We start from the raw sequence: 14,263 nt of genomic DNA, 5'->3' as shown, positions 1-14,263 counted from the left end.
GGGCGAAGATCATGCAAGCGGAGTTTTCGCCGAGAATAGCTAGCCGGCCGGCTATTGATTCTTGAAAACAAGACAGGTGCCGCCGTGCCGGCGGATCTGGTTGCAGAGGTCGTTGGCTTCCACACGCGTCTGCCGGGCGATGCGGGCGACATAACGCGGGCGGAAACCGAAGCTGCGGTCGCGCTGGCGCAGGATCAGCGGCTGCTCCGCATCCAAAGGCGAAGGCAGAACCTGCACGGCATCGAGAAACAGGCGCCGTGCCACCGCCACATCGGCATTCGCGGCCAGCTGAACGCCCCAGGGCGCCCAGTTGCCCTCCTGACGCCAGGGCGGGTCCTTCAACCTCCGCCTTTCGGCGAGGGCCACGCAGCCATCGAGAAAAGGCTTGTCCTTGTCGAGCGGGGCTGCCGCAATTTCCGGCGGCTTATCCTTCCATTCCTCGACCGTATGAGCGGTGACCGCCATCACATAGCTCCGCGTCTCGTAAGGTAATCTGCCCGAGGTGAGGTAAGTGGCGAGGCGGTTTTCGCCGGCATTGTAGGCGGCGGCGGCAAGGCCGAGATTGCCGAAGCGATCGCGTAACTCGTCGAGATACTGCGCCGATTTCCGCAGGGCTTCCAATACCTGGTAGCTATCTTCGAGACCGCGCAGTTTCGCCGTTCCAGGCATGAACTGCGCAATGCCCTGCGCCCCTTTGAAACTCACCGCGTCGGGGCGAAAGGTGCTTTCGCGCCAGATGAGACGGGCGAAATAATCCGGCGGCAACTGGTTGGCCTCGGCGAAATGCTCAATCGCGGCGCAGAGATCGCGATTGAAACTGTCCTTGCGGATGCAGAGCGTCTCGCCTGATCCCGAGGCCGAGGGTCCCGAATAGAGGCAAGCCGGCTCGGCAGCCCTCTCTTCCGGCCGAGCCTTTGGCGTGTCCGTCGTGGAAAGCAGGAAACAGAGCGAAAGCATGGCCTTCGCCGATCTCCTCGCTCTATCGGACTGACGCTTTCGCCCTCTCATCGGATCTCAGCAGGTTCGACTATCATCGCGACGCTCATCTTAGATACCATTGATCGAGGTGCGACGCTTCCCCATTTCCGCAATGCCGGCGCGAAAGAGCCGCCGGGCTGGATGGCCGCGGCGGCTTCGGGACAGGCATGAAAGCGCCGGTCAGGCCGTCGGCTGTCTCGTCTTCCGGAGATAAGGCAAAACCGTATCGAAGGAACCGAAACGCGTGATCGCGTCTTCGTTGGAGACCGCGGCGGTGATGATGACATCCTCGCCCTGATTCCAGTTTGCCGGCGTCGCCACCTGGTGTTTTGCCGTCAGCTGGATGGAATCGATGGCGCGCAGGATCTCGTTGAAGTTGCGGCCCGTCGTCATCGGATAGGTCAGGATCAGCTTGATCTTCTTATCCGGGCCGATGATGAACACCGAACGTACCGTCGCATTGTCGGCGGGCGTGCGGCCCTCAGAGCTCTCGCCGGCGCCTGCCGGCAGCATGTCGTAGAGCTTGGCGACCTTGAGATCCTTATCACCGATCAGCGGATAGTCGACGTCGAAGCCGGTTGCCGTCTTGATGTCACCCTTCCACTTGGCATGGCTTTCGACCGGATCGACCGAGATGCCGATGATCTTGACGCCGCGCTTGGAAAATTCGCCCGCCAGGCCTGCCATCGCGCCGAGCTCGGTTGTGCAGACCGGCGTGAAATTCTTCGGATGCGAAAACAGCACGGCCCAGCCGTTGCCGATCCAGTCATGGAAGCTGATCGGTCCCTGCGTGGTGTCGGCGGTAAAGTCGGGAGCGATATCGTTGATACGTAAGCTCATGGTCGGCCCTCCAAAGCCGTTGTTGGTTTTCATTATCTCAAGACGGCGGCCATGGGACTGCCTGCCGCAGTCGTGACAAATTGCAATCGTCCGGATAGCATCAGCTGCGAGCGAAAAGCTCTCCCATCCCACGGTTTTCGCTGCATTTCTCTAAGCTATATACCACGATAACCGAAGGTACGCTCTTTCGATTTGCGGCCTGCGCCGGCATTATTTTTCCAGGTACGCCGGCGCGATGACAAGACCAACGTTACCGTCGCTTCGGAGACTGCAGCGGCGAAAATCGATCTTGCCAAGGCCGCCTCAACAGACGCGGCCGGGTCTCTCACATGGTTGAAAGGAGGGTCGGCCTGCACACGGCTTCCGCGACGCGCAGAAGAGTTTCGCGGGGCCGACGGAATCAGGCCAACTTCTGACGACCATAGAGCAGAAGCATGCCGATGATGACGGCGCCGTAGATGAGCTGGCGGCCAGCCTCTTCGATCTGCATCACCGAAAGGATCGATTGAAGGAGCGTGATCAGGATGACCCCTGCCACGGTTCCGAGGTAGGAACCCTTGCCTCCGAGCACATGCGTCCCGCCGAGGACCACGGCGGCAATCGAAGGCAGGAGATAGGCGTCACCCATCGACTGCGATGCCTTTGATGCATAGCCGGCCAGCAGAACGCCGCCGAGTGCGCTCAGCCCGCCTGACATGACGAAAGCTAACAAGGTCACGCGCCGGGTGTCGATGCCGGACAGATAGGCGGCGCGCTCCCGGTTCCCGATTGCATAGAGCGACCGCCCAAATGTCGTGCGTGTCAGGACGAAGACCGCAGCCAAGCCGACGGCCAGCCATACGAGAACGCCGTTAGGAAGTCCGGATACCGTGTAGCCTGTGGCCAGGAACCGCATGGCCGATGAAGCCGAGTCCTGCGGAGAAAAGCCGCCCGTGTAGACGACCATCAGACCTTGCGCGACGGCGTTGGTCGCCAGCGTAATGATCATCGAGGGAATGCGGAGATAGCCGACCGCCAAACCATTAACGAGACCGATCGCGGCGCCGCAGAGGATGCCGAACGGAATTGCTATCACCGAGCCTGCCGTACCATAAGCGGTCGCAGCACAGGCCATCATCGCGCCGGTCGTTACGATCCACGGCACTGACAGGTCGATCTGGCCGAGCAGGATAACGGCCATCATGCCGGTGGCGATGACGCCGAGGAACGAAGCCACCTTCAACTGCTGCAACAGATAATCAGGCGAGAGGAAATTCGGCGAATAGATTGATCCTGCGAGCAAAAGCACGACAATGCAGCCGAAAGCGGTTGCCACGGCCGGATCGACGCCGCGCAGGCGTGCAGGCACTCGAAGCTGGCGCATGGAGGACGCTTCCTCGCTCATTGAAACCACTCCAGCCGATTGCGAACCCGTGAAAGGCCGATGCAGCCGATGCTGATCGCCAGCATCAAAACTACGCCCTGGAACAGCGGCTGCCAAAGCGGATCGAAATCGAACACGAACAGCAAATCGCCGATCGTTCGAAATGCCAAGGCGCCGAAGACGGCGCCGACGGCACTTCCCTTGCCGCCCGCAAGGGAAACGCCGCCGAGCACCACCGCCGCAATCGAATAGAGTGTGTAGGCGTTGCCACTCGCCAGAGCCGCTTCGCCGGTATACGAGAAAAAGGTGAGGTAGAGCCCGCCGATTGCCGAAAGAAGTCCAGCCAAGGCATAGGCGGCAAATTTTGCCCGCTTGACTGGCATCGCCGACATGAAGGCGGCATTCTCGGCCGAACCGACGGCATAGGCTGCCCTGCCTATCGTCGAGCGGCTGAACGGTATCCAGATGACGAGGATAACTGCAAGAAGGACGCTGAGGCTAGCCGGAACGACCCCGAAAAGCTTGGAGGTAAACGCATCGGCCAGATCCTCGTTGACCGAGCCTCCGGGAGTCGGCCTCAGCAATAGCGCTAAGCCGTAGAAAATCGCGCTAGTTGCAATCGTCGTGACAATCGGCTGCAGCCGGCCGAAGATAATGATGAGCCCGTTCAGCATGCCGCAGCCGAGCCCGGCAAGCAGCACCACGAAGATGCCCGCCGCCGTCTCCAGCGGCGTTCCGACGACCAGCCAGGAGGCAAGGCAATTGCAGAGGACCAAAACCATGCCGGCTGAAAGGTCAATGCCGGCGGTGATGACGACCAGGCATTGGGCCATCGCAACAAACGCAAGCAGCGTCGCCTTGTTCGATGCCGTCTGCACGACGTTGGGGGTAAAACCCGCCGGGTGGTTCGAAACGTAGAGAGCGAACATGGTGGCGAAGAGCAGTGCGGCAAACAACGTGCCTTTCTGTTGCGCATACCAAAACCGTCGTTCGCCGAAAGCCAGTCCGGTCATGGCGCTGCCTTTTGTTGTGCGTAGTCGCCGCCGATATTGAGCGCGGCGCCGATCAACTCATGTTCGTTGATATCGGCGCCTTCAAGCTCGCGGACAATGCTTCCATCATACATGACGAGTACCCGGTCGCAGCATCCGATCAGTTCGTCATAGTCGGTGGAGTAGAAGATGATCGCCGCTCCGGAATCCGCAAGCTTGCGCAGCAGCAGATAGATTTCCTGCTTTGTGCCGACGTCTATGCCGCGCGTCGGATCGTTGAGCAGGATAATGCGCGGCCGGTTCATCAGCCATTTGGCAATGACCACCTTCTGCTGGTTGCCGCCGGAAAGGCCGGCAACGGGCATGTCGATCGTCGCAGCCTTGATTGCCAGAAGCTTGAACAGTTCGTCGATTTCGCGACGCTCGGTCGTCCGATCAATGACGCCACTGCGCGATATGCGGTCGAGGGCTGCGATGGAGAGGTTCTCGCGCACGGTCATCGACAGCATCAACCCTTCGGTTTTCCTGTCCTCGGGGATCAACGCCATGGATATGCCGTCAGACTTGGCTTGACGGGGACTCTTCAGTCTGACCGGCATGCCGTCGATCGCGATCTCCCCTTTCAGGTCACGCAGTACGCCGAAGAAGGCCAGCAGCAAATCGCGCTGCCCCTGCCCGTCCAGTCCGCCGAGGCCGATGATCTCGCCGGGCCGGATGTCGAAAGTGATGCCCGACAGCCGATCGCCCCAGCAAAGATCGCGGCAGGAAAGGATCGGTTTCTTCTCCAGTGGATGCGTGGGCTTCGGCGGGAAGACATTGGTATATTCACGACCGATCATCAGTTCGACTACCTGCTGATCGCTCTTGGTGCCCGCGGGGTAGGATTCGATGCTACGGCCGTTGCGGAAAACCGTGCAGTCATCGGCCAGTTGGGCAATTTCGTGCATGCGGTGAGAGATGTAGATCAGCGCCATCCCTTCGGCGCGCAGGCGCTTCAGTACGGCGAAGACCTTTTCGACATCCGCCTGCGTCAGCGCCGATGTTGCCTCGTCGAGGATCATCAATCGCGGCTTACGGGCAAGTGCCTTGGCAATCTCCACCATCTGCCGCCGAGACAAGGGTAGCTCTTTGACCAGTACCGACGGATGGATATCGGACGCGCCGGCACGAGCCAGCGCTTCCTCGGCGATCTTGCGCTGCTTGCGCCGGTCTATCATACCGAACCTCTGTGGCGGATGGCTGATGACAATGTTGTCGGCGACAGACAGATCGGGAATGAGCGAAAGCTCCTGGAAAACGCAGACGATGCCCACGGCATTGGCGGCCGCCGGCGAGGCAAAGGTAACCTCCTTGCCATCAAGCAGCATGCGCCCTTCGTCCGGCGCCACGACGCCCGCCATGATCTTGATCAGTGTGGACTTGCCGGCGCCGTTCTCGCCAAGGACGGCATGAATCGCCCCTGGCCGAATGGCGATATTGGCATCCTTAAGCGCGACGGCTCCGCCATACCGCTTCGATATGCCTTCCATGCGGAAAATCGGTTCGGACAAAGTCATGCGCCCAGCCTCCGTTCGCCCTGTCGTGGCCAAGATTGCGGGTGCGAACACCCGCAACCATATCCGAGGAAGGCTGCTATTGGTTCTCTTTGGTCTGCCCCATGATTTCCTGGGCCGTAAAATTGATGCCGCAGGTCGGGAAAGAGTTGCCGACGAAGAAGTTGTCGGATTGGGCCGGGTAGTAGTCCTGCCCCTCTTTGAAATCCGGGTCAGAAACCAGCGCGGTCGGCAATTTGATAGCCTGCGGCACAACCTGCCCTTCAAGTGCGGCGATCGCGGTCTTGATGGCGACGGCGACCTGGGCCGGACCCGTGCCGGCGGACGAACATTTCAGGCCGTCGGCGGCATGGGCGGCGCAGAATTTGCGAAAACCGTTTTCCGTCTCACCGCCGAATGGAACAAAGGGATGTTTGGCATCGATCATCGCCTGCACGACGCCGGTATCGCCGCCCTGGGCGGTGATGCCGTCGAACGGACCGTTGGTGGCGATCGCATCGGCCGTCGCCTTCTGAGCAACGCCATCATCCCATTTTCCGACCACTTCGGTCACAGCGAATTTCTTGCCGGAGGCGTCCAGGGTCTCATGGATGCCATTGTGACGATCCGTGTCCACCGAAGTGCCGGCGACGCCGCGCACTTCCAGCACCTTGCCGCCATTCGGCAGATGCTTGATCAGCCAGTCTGCCCAGATGACACCGAGGCCCTTCTGATCGACGTTGACATTGATCGCGTCCTTGGTGTCAAGAATATTGTCGAAGGCAACGAGGATCACACCGGCCTGTTTGGCGCGCTTGATCACCGGACCGAAGGCGGTGGGATTTTGAGCGTTCACCACGATGGCGTCATAACCTGCATCGATGAAGTTGTTGATTGCGGAGATCTGTGCCGGCACGTCCTCGCCGGTCGAAACAACCTTAAATTCCTTGAGCTTGGCCGCGACATCCGGTTGAGCGGCATAGGCCTTGGCCGTCTGCACCATCTGGATACGCCAGGTGTTGGCGATATAGCCGTTGGCCAGCGCGATGCGATAGGGGCCATCCTTCTTCGGATATTGCAGGAACTGCGTGTCCGCTGCCCAGGGCACCATGCATCCGGGGTCGGCGGCGGGACCGGATACGACCTTAGGCTCCGCGCTGGCCGCGCCACAGAGCAAGGCAAATGCGGACGCAGAAAACGCGGCAATGCGGGCGAGTTTTGCTTTCTTCACCTTATGCATGGATGTTCTCCTCCTCCGGCGAACTGAGCCGCCTCTTCTATGCTTCTAAATGTGCATATTTAGCCCGGAAAAGATTCCACCCCTACGCTTCCGGTACAATTTAAGATTAACATAGCTGACAGCGCTGTCAAATCTCATTTGCTAGCGCTATCAACTATAGTTGTGGCAATGTTGCTGCCATGAGAGAATATGAAGTCTGATTTTCTAAAACGAGCGGCGGAACTCCATGCGGCGGATAACCCTTGATGACGTTGCCAATCTCGCGGGTGTCAGCCCGATTACGGTTTCCAGGGTATTACGCAAACCTCATGCGGTCTCGCCAGCCCTGCGGCTGCGCGTCGACGCCGCCGTCAAGGAACTCGGCTATGTCCCCAATATAGCAGCAAGCCGCCTTGCCTCCGCGCGCACGCATGCGGTCGGCGTCATTGTTCCGACCCTCTACAACGTCATCTTCGCGGAATATCTGTTTGCGCTTCACGACGTCCTGGTCGCGGCAGGCTTCCAGGTAATCGTCGTCAATAGCCGCTATTCCGAGGTCGAGGAGGAAAGCGCCATCAAGGCGCTTCTCGGACAGAGGGTGGAGGCGATTATCATCACTGGAACGCACCACACACTGCTATCGCGGCAGCTTCTTACCCAAGCCCGTCTGCCCGTCGTCGAGACCTTCGAGCTTTCCCCGGATCCGATCGATCTCAACATCGGAATGTCGCAGGAACAAGCCGGTCAGACGGCGACGCGCCACCTGATCGAAGGCGGCTTCCGCCGCATCGCCTTTCTGACCGGCAACCTCGACCATCGAGCCCGGTCCCGTTTCGACGGTTACCGGGCGGCGATGGAAGAGGCTGGCTTGCCGGACCTCCAAATCATCGCCGAGAAGCCGCGCCACAGCTCCGTCGCGCTCGGCTCCGACCTCTTCGCCTTGACGTGCGACCGCGGTAAGGCTCCAGAGGCGATTTTCTGCACGGACGATAATTTGGCGCTCGGCGCCATGCAGGAGTGCCGCAAACGCGGCATACGCGTACCGGATGACATCGCGATCATGGGATTTCACGATCTGGAATTCGCCGCCTGCGCCGCGCCCTCGCTCTCCTCCGTAATAACTCGGCGTTTTGAAACCGGAAAGTTGGCCGCTGAAAAGGTACTCGCGGCGCTGACTTCTTCCTTGAGGTCAAAAGATCAGCAAATCGATCTTGGCTTTGCACTGATCCCGCGCGAAAGTACAACCGTTTGATTATTTTTTGTGCACGAATCGCTCTCGCACATTTTTCAGGCGAACGCCTTGCAATCATTGCTGCAGCGCGTCATAAATATACAAATGACGCATCGCGATCTGACAATTCTGGTGATCGACGAAAATGCCATTCGCGCCTCCATCATCGAGGAAGGGCTGCGAGAGGCAGGGCATGCGCGTGTCACCGTGGTCCTTGAGGTCAACGGCATCGCCCGAACCATCGAAACGCTGATGCCTGATGTGATCATCATCGATATCGAAAATCCGAACCGCGACATGATGGAGCATTTGTTCCAGCTGACGCGCACGGTCAGCCGCCCGATCGCCATGTTCGTCGATCGCTCCGACACGGCCTCGATCGAGGCTGCGGTCGAGGCCGGCGTCTCCGCCTATATCGTCGACGGATTGAAGAAGGAACGCGTCAAACCGATCCTCGACATGGCCGTCAGCCGCTTCAATGCCTTCAGCCGATTGCGGCGGGAACTTGCCGATGCCCGTTCGGCGCTGGAGGAACGCAAGCTCATCGAGCGCGCCAAGGGTATATTGATGAGGAAACGCGGCCTGAGCGAGGAAGAGGCTTTCGCCCTGCTGCGCCAGACGGCGATGAACGAAAAGAAGAAGATGTCTGAAATCGCCCAGAGCGTTGTCACCGCCGCGGGACTTTTGATGTGATGGCTGACCCGGCCAATTTCCGGAGGAAACCGGAGTGGATATGATGACGAAGACCGCCAGTTCCGGCGGCGGCCTGCCTTTGCCCGCCCGCGCCAACAATGAAGGCCCGAAAGTGCTGCGGGCCGGTTTCATTCCGCTCGTCGATGCATCGGTGCTCATCGCGGCAGCGGAATTCGGCTTCGCGCAGAAGGAAGGCCTGACGCTCGATCTCGTCAAGGACGTCTCCTGGGCGAATGTCCGTGACCGGCTGGCATTCCGCCAATTCGATATCGCCCATATGCTGTCGCCGATGCCGGTCGCCTCCATGCTCGGCCTCGGCTCCAATCCCTCGCCGACGATTACGCCGTTTTCCCTTGGGCGCGGCGGCAATGCGATCACCTTGTCGACGCGGCTCTTCGACAGGATGCGAGAGGGTACCGGATTGCCGGAAACGGCAAGCGCCCTAGATAACGCCCATGCTCTGGCAAAAACGATCGCGGCGATAAAGGCGCGCGGCGAGCCGCTGCCAACCTTCGGGGTCACCTACCCCTTCTCCTCGCACAATTACGAATTCCGCTACTGGCTAGCGGCCGGCGGCATCGATCCCGATAGGGACGTCAAGCTTGTCGTCGTGCCGCCGCCGCTGACATCGGACGCGCTGGCAGCCGGGGCGATCGACGGCTTCTGCGTCGGCGCCCCCTGGAACATGGTCGCCTCGGAGCGCGGTCTCGGCCGCATCGTCGCCACCAAACAGGATATCTGGCCGTCGGCCCCGGAAAAGGTGATCGGCATGCGGCCGGATTGGGCGGAAAGCCATCCGGAGACCGTTTATCGGCTGATCGTGGCGCTCGACGCCGCAGCCCGCTGGTGCGACCTGCCGGACAACCACGACGCGCTGGCCGCCGCCCTTGCCGATCCGCGCTATATTGCCGCCCCCGTCGATATCATTCGCCGCGTTCTCGCCGGCGAATTCAGCCTCGACGACAGGGGAAACCGGCGCATCATCGCCGATTATTTCCAGTTTCATTCCGGCTTCGCCAATTATCCCCGCCCGAGCCATGCGCTGTGGATCTACAGCCAGATGATCCGCTGGGGGCAAGCCGAGGCCAGCCTCAACAAGGCGCGGGCAGCCGCTTCCGCCTATCGTCCGGACCTCTATCGCACGGCTCTCGGCGACGCAAACGCACCTGACGACGCCGATATCCGCATCGAAGGCAATGACGAACGCGACCGCTTCATGGACGGCCATGTCTTCGACCCGACGGAACTGCCGGACTATGTGGCGAGCTTTGCCGTCAAAAGCGCCCCGCCCTTCGCTCCCCACAGCGATGAGGCGTGATCGGCCTGCACAAAACGCCAGCAAAGTTCGATGCCCACCCTCACCGCAACGCACAAAAGATTAGCACGATTTTTGGCCGCCGCAAAAAGATGCAGACAGGCGCCGACTATCAATTCCTTTCTTTTCAACCACTTAAAGAAAGACAACCAAACTGGCACGCAGTTTGCAGGGATACTAGCGCACAGATCAATGGCGATCGGCGCAGCATGAGCGCGCAATAGGCGCTCGCAGAAAACCAAGATTTGGCGTCCAACGGCGGGCGTCACCAGCAAAGCCGCTGATCAGGATATTTCGCGCACCTCGTGCAGCGCAGCCTGACCAGCGGCTTTTTGTTTTTAACCCCCAGCGATGGATCGGCGCGACCTTGTCGGGCCACGGAGAAGCCATGTCTGTCATCGAGAAAGTGCAGCCCATGTCCGCCGGCGAACCAGCCAAAGCATTGTGGATCTCCACGGTTGCCTTCACCCTCTGTTTCGCCGTCTGGACGATCTTTGCGATCATCGGCGTCCGTATCAAGCAGGAGCTCAACCTGAACGAGGCCGAGTTCGGATTGCTGGTCGGCACCCCGGTTCTGACCGGTTCGCTCGTGCGCATCGTCCTCGGCGTCTGGACGGGGCGTTACGGCGGCCGTCTGGTGTACACGCTGACGATGCTTGCCGCCGCAGTGGCGACCTTCCTGCTTTCCTATGCACACACCTACACGCAGATGCTGATCGCCGGCCTCGGCGTCGGGCTCGCCGGCGGCTCCTTCGCCGTCGGTGTCGCCTACGTCTCGCCCTTCTTCCCAGCGGAAAAGCAGGGCACGGCGCTCGGCATCTTCGGCGCCGGCAATGTCGGCGCGGCCGTGACCAAATTCGCCGCTCCCTTCGTGCTGCTCGCCTGGGGCTGGCAGGCGGTTGCGGAAATCTGGGCCGTCTGCCTGGCGCTGATGGCAATCGTCTTCTGGTTCACGACGTCAGACGATCCGGCCTTCCGTCTTCGGCGCGGGGGCGGCGTCGCCTCCAAGAGCCTTGCCCAGGAATTCGCACCGCTGCAGAACGTCCAGGTCTGGCGCTTCTCGCTTTACTATTTCTTCGCCTTCGGCGGCTTCGTCGCCCTGTCGCTGTGGCTGCCGCGCTATCTGGTCGGCGTCTACGGCTTCAACCTGGAAACTGCCGGCATGATCGCCGCGGCCTATTCCATCCCGGGCAGCATCTTCCGCGCCTTCGGCGGCGTGCTGTCGGACAGGAAGGGCGCGCGTAGCGTCATGTACGCGATGTTTGCCGTGTCGGCCGTCGCCACCCTCATCCTTTCGCTGCCGGCCACGGCGATCACACCGGTCATCTTCATCGTCGTCATATTCGTGCTCGGCTTCTTCATGAGCCTCGGCAAAGCCGCCGTCTACAAGCACATTCCTGCCTACTACCCCGACAGCGTCGGCGCCGTCGGCGGGATCGTCGGCATGATGGGCGGTCTCGGCGGCTTCATCCTGCCGATCGCCTTCGGCCTCCTCAAGGACATGACTGGCCTCTGGTCCAGCTGCTTCCTGCTGCTCTTCGCGATCGTCGCGATCTCGCTGATCTGGATGCACCTGTCCGTCAAGCAACTGTCGCGCCAGGGCCACTCCGCGCCTGTGGCTGCAACCTAATCCAAGGGACCTGAACGCATGACCGAAAAACTCGTCATCATCGGCAATGGCATGGCCCCCGGGCGCATGCTGGAGCACCTCTTCGAACGGGCGCCCGGACGCTATGAAGTCACGATCTTCAATGCCGAGCCGCGCGTCAATTACGACCGCATCATGCTGTCGCCGGTTCTCTCGGGAGAAAAGGACTACGAGCAGATCATCATTCATGGTGACGGCTGGTACATCAAGCACGGCATCACGCTCTACAAGGGCCACAAGATCGTCAACATCGACCGTGACGCCAAGACCGTCACCTCCGACCATGGCGTCACCGAAAGCTACGACAAGCTGGTGATCGCCACCGGTTCCGTGCCCTTCATCATCCCGGTTCCCGGCAAGGATCTGCCCGGCGTCATCACCTATCGCGACCTCGACGACGTGCAGGCCATGCTGCTCGCCGCCCAGTCGCGCGAAAAGGCCGTCGTCATCGGCGGCGGTCTGCTCGGTCTGGAAGCGGCGGCCGGCCTTGCCCAGCGCGGCATGGACGTCACCGTGCTGCACGTCATGCCGACGCTGATGGAGCGCCAGCTCGATCCCGCCGCCGGTTATCTCCTGCAGAAGGCGGTCGAGGAACGCGGCATCAAGGTCATCTGCAAGGCAAATACCAAGGCGATTATCGGTAATGGCAGGGTCGAGGGCATCGAGCTCGATGACGGCCGCATCATTCCGGCGACCCTCGTGGTCATGGCGGTCGGCATCCGTCCGAATGTCGGGCTTGCCCGGGATGCCGGGCTTGCAGTCAATCGCGGCATTGTCGTCGATGCAGGCATGCAGACCTCCGACGGCGATATCTTTGCGCTCGGCGAATGCGCCGAGGTGGGCGGCATGGTCTACGGACTCGTCGCTCCGCTCTACGAAATGGCCCGCATTGCCGCAGCACATCTCTCCGACGACCGTTCGCCGGCTTTCGTGCATGCGGACACGCCGACCAAGCTGAAGGTCACCGGCATCGAACTCTATTCGCTCGGCGATTTCGCCGACGGTGATGACCGCGAGGAGATCGTGCTGCGCGATGCGAGCGCCGGCGTCTATAAGCGCCTGGTGCTGAAGGACAACAAGATCATCGGCACCGTGCTTTACGGCGAGACCGCCGACGGCGCCTGGTTCAATGATCTGAAGAAGAAAGCGACCGATATTTCGGAGATGCGCGAGACGCTGATCTTCGGCCAGGCCTACCAGGGAGGGTCGCCGCTGGACCCTATGGCGGCCGTTGCAGCCTTGCCGGATGACGCGGAAATCTGTGGCTGCAACGGCGTATGCAAGGGCAAGATCACCTCGACGATCACGAGCAAAGGACTGACCTCACTCGACGACGTGCGCGCCCACACCAAGGCATCCGCCTCGTGCGGCTCGTGCACCGGCCTCGTCGAACAGTTGATGGCGCTGACGCTCGGCGACGGCTACAATCCGTCCGCCGTGCAGCCGATGTGCACGTGCACCGAACTCGGCCATGACGATGTTCGCCGCCTGATCAAGGCGAAGGGTCTGAAGAGCATTCCCGCCGTCATGCAGGAACTGGAGTGGAAGACCTCCTGCGGCTGCGCCAAGTGTCGGCCGGCGCTCAACTATTACCTCGTCTGCGACTGGCCGGACGAATATGCCGACGACTACCAGTCGCGTTTCATCAATGAGCGCGTCCACGCCAACATCCAGAAGGACGGCACCTACTCCGTCGTGCCACGCATGTGGGGCGGCGTCACCAATTCGAACGAGCTGCGCGCCATCGCCGATGTCGTCGACAAATTCGAGATTCCGATGGTCAAGGTGACGGGCGGCCAGCGCATCGACCTGCTCGGCATCGAGAAGGAAGACCTGCCTGCCGTCTGGGCCGATCTCGGCAAGGCCGGCTTCGTCTCCGGCCAAGCCTATGCCAAGGGCCTGCGTACGGTCAAAACCTGCGTCGGCTCCGACTGGTGCCGTTTCGGAACCCAGGATTCCACCGGTTTCGGCATCCGCATCGAGAAATTCATGTGGGGCTCATGGACGCCAGCCAAGCTGAAAATGGCCGTTTCCGGCTGCCCGCGCAATTGCGCCGAAGCAACCTGCAAGGATATCGGGGTGATCTGCGTGGATTCCGGTTTCGAGATCCATTTCGCCGGGGCGGCCGGTCTCGACATCAAGGGCACCGAGGTGCTCGGCCTGGTGAAGACTGAGGACGAGGCGCTGGAGCATATCGTGGCGTTGACGCAGATGTACCGCGAGCAGGCCCGCTATCTCGAGCGCATCTACAAATGGGCCAAGCGGGTCGGTCTGGACGAAATCCGCCGCCAGATCATGGACGATGCCGAAAAGCGCAAGGCCTATTACGACCGCTTCGTGTTCTCCCAGAAATTTGCCCAGGTCGATCCCTGGTCGGAGCGTGTTTCCGGCAAGGACAAACACGAATTCAAGCCGATGGCGACGATCGGCTATCCGCAGGCAGCCGAGTAAG

11 protein-coding genes are annotated in these 14,263 nt (G+C 60.8%); 5 read left to right on the top strand and 6 right to left on the bottom strand.

Features of this window, described 5'->3' with window-relative positions; all coding sequences use genetic code 11:
- Positions 1-51: 51 nt before the first annotated feature.
- The 6 genes from J2J99_RS09325 to J2J99_RS09300 form a co-directional block, all read right to left on the bottom strand.
- Positions 52-1,008: a lytic transglycosylase domain-containing protein gene (locus J2J99_RS09325; RefSeq protein ID WP_168294892.1), complete on the bottom strand. Its 957-nt coding sequence runs from the start codon at positions 1,006-1,008 to the stop codon at positions 52-54.
- A gap of 150 nt (positions 1,009-1,158) precedes the next feature.
- Positions 1,159-1,818: a peroxiredoxin gene (locus J2J99_RS09320; protein ID WP_168294893.1), complete on the bottom strand. Its 660-nt coding sequence runs from the start codon at positions 1,816-1,818 to the stop codon at positions 1,159-1,161.
- Positions 1,819-2,218: 400 nt separating this feature from the next.
- Complete coding sequence (locus J2J99_RS09315; protein ID WP_168294894.1) at positions 2,219-3,202, bottom strand: ABC transporter permease; 984 nt, start codon at positions 3,200-3,202, stop codon at positions 2,219-2,221.
- Positions 3,199-4,194, bottom strand: a complete 996-nt coding sequence (locus J2J99_RS09310) for an ABC transporter permease (protein WP_168294895.1) — start codon at positions 4,192-4,194, stop codon at positions 3,199-3,201. Before J2J99_RS09310 ends, J2J99_RS09315 begins: the two co-directional genes overlap by 4 nt.
- Positions 4,191-5,729: a sugar ABC transporter ATP-binding protein gene (locus J2J99_RS09305; protein ID WP_168294896.1), complete on the bottom strand. Its 1,539-nt coding sequence runs from the start codon at positions 5,727-5,729 to the stop codon at positions 4,191-4,193. Before J2J99_RS09305 ends, J2J99_RS09310 begins: the two co-directional genes overlap by 4 nt.
- Before the next feature lie 76 nt (positions 5,730-5,805).
- On the bottom strand, positions 5,806-6,945 hold the full coding sequence (locus J2J99_RS09300; protein WP_168294897.1) for a sugar ABC transporter substrate-binding protein: 1,140 nt from the start codon (positions 6,943-6,945) through the stop codon (positions 5,806-5,808).
- 226 nt (positions 6,946-7,171) lie between these two features.
- Here J2J99_RS09300 and J2J99_RS09295 point away from each other — a divergent pair, with 226 nt between their 5' ends.
- From J2J99_RS09295 to nirB, 5 genes are all read left to right on the top strand, one after another.
- Entirely contained in the window at positions 7,172-8,176 is a 1,005-nt protein-coding gene (locus J2J99_RS09295; protein WP_168294898.1) for a LacI family DNA-binding transcriptional regulator, read from the top strand.
- A gap of 84 nt (positions 8,177-8,260) precedes the next feature.
- Positions 8,261-8,848, top strand: a complete 588-nt coding sequence (locus tag J2J99_RS09290; RefSeq protein ID WP_168294899.1) for an ANTAR domain-containing response regulator — start codon at positions 8,261-8,263, stop codon at positions 8,846-8,848.
- 34 nt (positions 8,849-8,882) lie between these two features.
- Positions 8,883-10,166, top strand: a complete 1,284-nt coding sequence (locus J2J99_RS09285; protein ID WP_207600963.1) for a CmpA/NrtA family ABC transporter substrate-binding protein — start codon at positions 8,883-8,885, stop codon at positions 10,164-10,166.
- Between the two features lie 385 nt (positions 10,167-10,551).
- Positions 10,552-11,793, top strand: a complete 1,242-nt coding sequence (locus tag J2J99_RS09280; protein WP_168294900.1) for an MFS transporter — start codon at positions 10,552-10,554, stop codon at positions 11,791-11,793.
- Positions 11,794-11,811: 18 nt separating this feature from the next.
- The gene (nirB, locus tag J2J99_RS09275; RefSeq protein ID WP_168294901.1) at positions 11,812-14,262 is read left to right on the top strand and encodes a nitrite reductase large subunit NirB; all 2,451 of its coding nucleotides are present in this window, start codon (positions 11,812-11,814) and stop codon (positions 14,260-14,262) included.
- The last annotated feature ends 1 nt before the right edge of the window (position 14,263 follow it).

The sequence above is a fragment of the Rhizobium binae genome (genome assembly GCF_017357225.1).
In the GTDB taxonomy this organism is placed as follows: Bacteria; Pseudomonadota; Alphaproteobacteria; order Rhizobiales; family Rhizobiaceae; genus Rhizobium; species Rhizobium binae.
The sequence above is the reverse complement of the archived record's forward strand: the minus strand, read 5'-3'. Positions and strand labels throughout refer to the sequence as shown.

Coding starts and splice junctions, on each gene's coding strand:
- J2J99_RS09325 (WP_168294892.1), bottom strand. CDS start 1,008: ATGAGAGGGCGAAAGCGTCAGTCCGATAGAGCGAGGAGATCGGCGAAG.
- J2J99_RS09320 (WP_168294893.1), bottom strand. CDS start 1,818: ATGAGCTTACGTATCAACGATATCGCTCCCGACTTTACCGCCGACACC.
- J2J99_RS09315 (WP_168294894.1), bottom strand. CDS start 3,202: ATGAGCGAGGAAGCGTCCTCCATGCGCCAGCTTCGAGTGCCTGCACGC.
- J2J99_RS09310 (WP_168294895.1), bottom strand. CDS start 4,194: ATGACCGGACTGGCTTTCGGCGAACGACGGTTTTGGTATGCGCAACAG.
- J2J99_RS09305 (WP_168294896.1), bottom strand. CDS start 5,729: ATGACTTTGTCCGAACCGATTTTCCGCATGGAAGGCATATCGAAGCGG.
- J2J99_RS09300 (WP_168294897.1), bottom strand. CDS start 6,945: ATGCATAAGGTGAAGAAAGCAAAACTCGCCCGCATTGCCGCGTTTTCT.
- J2J99_RS09295 (WP_168294898.1), top strand. CDS start 7,172: ATGCGGCGGATAACCCTTGATGACGTTGCCAATCTCGCGGGTGTCAGC.
- J2J99_RS09290 (WP_168294899.1), top strand. CDS start 8,261: ATGACGCATCGCGATCTGACAATTCTGGTGATCGACGAAAATGCCATT.
- J2J99_RS09280 (WP_168294900.1), top strand. CDS start 10,552: ATGTCTGTCATCGAGAAAGTGCAGCCCATGTCCGCCGGCGAACCAGCC.
- nirB (WP_168294901.1), top strand. CDS start 11,812: ATGACCGAAAAACTCGTCATCATCGGCAATGGCATGGCCCCCGGGCGC.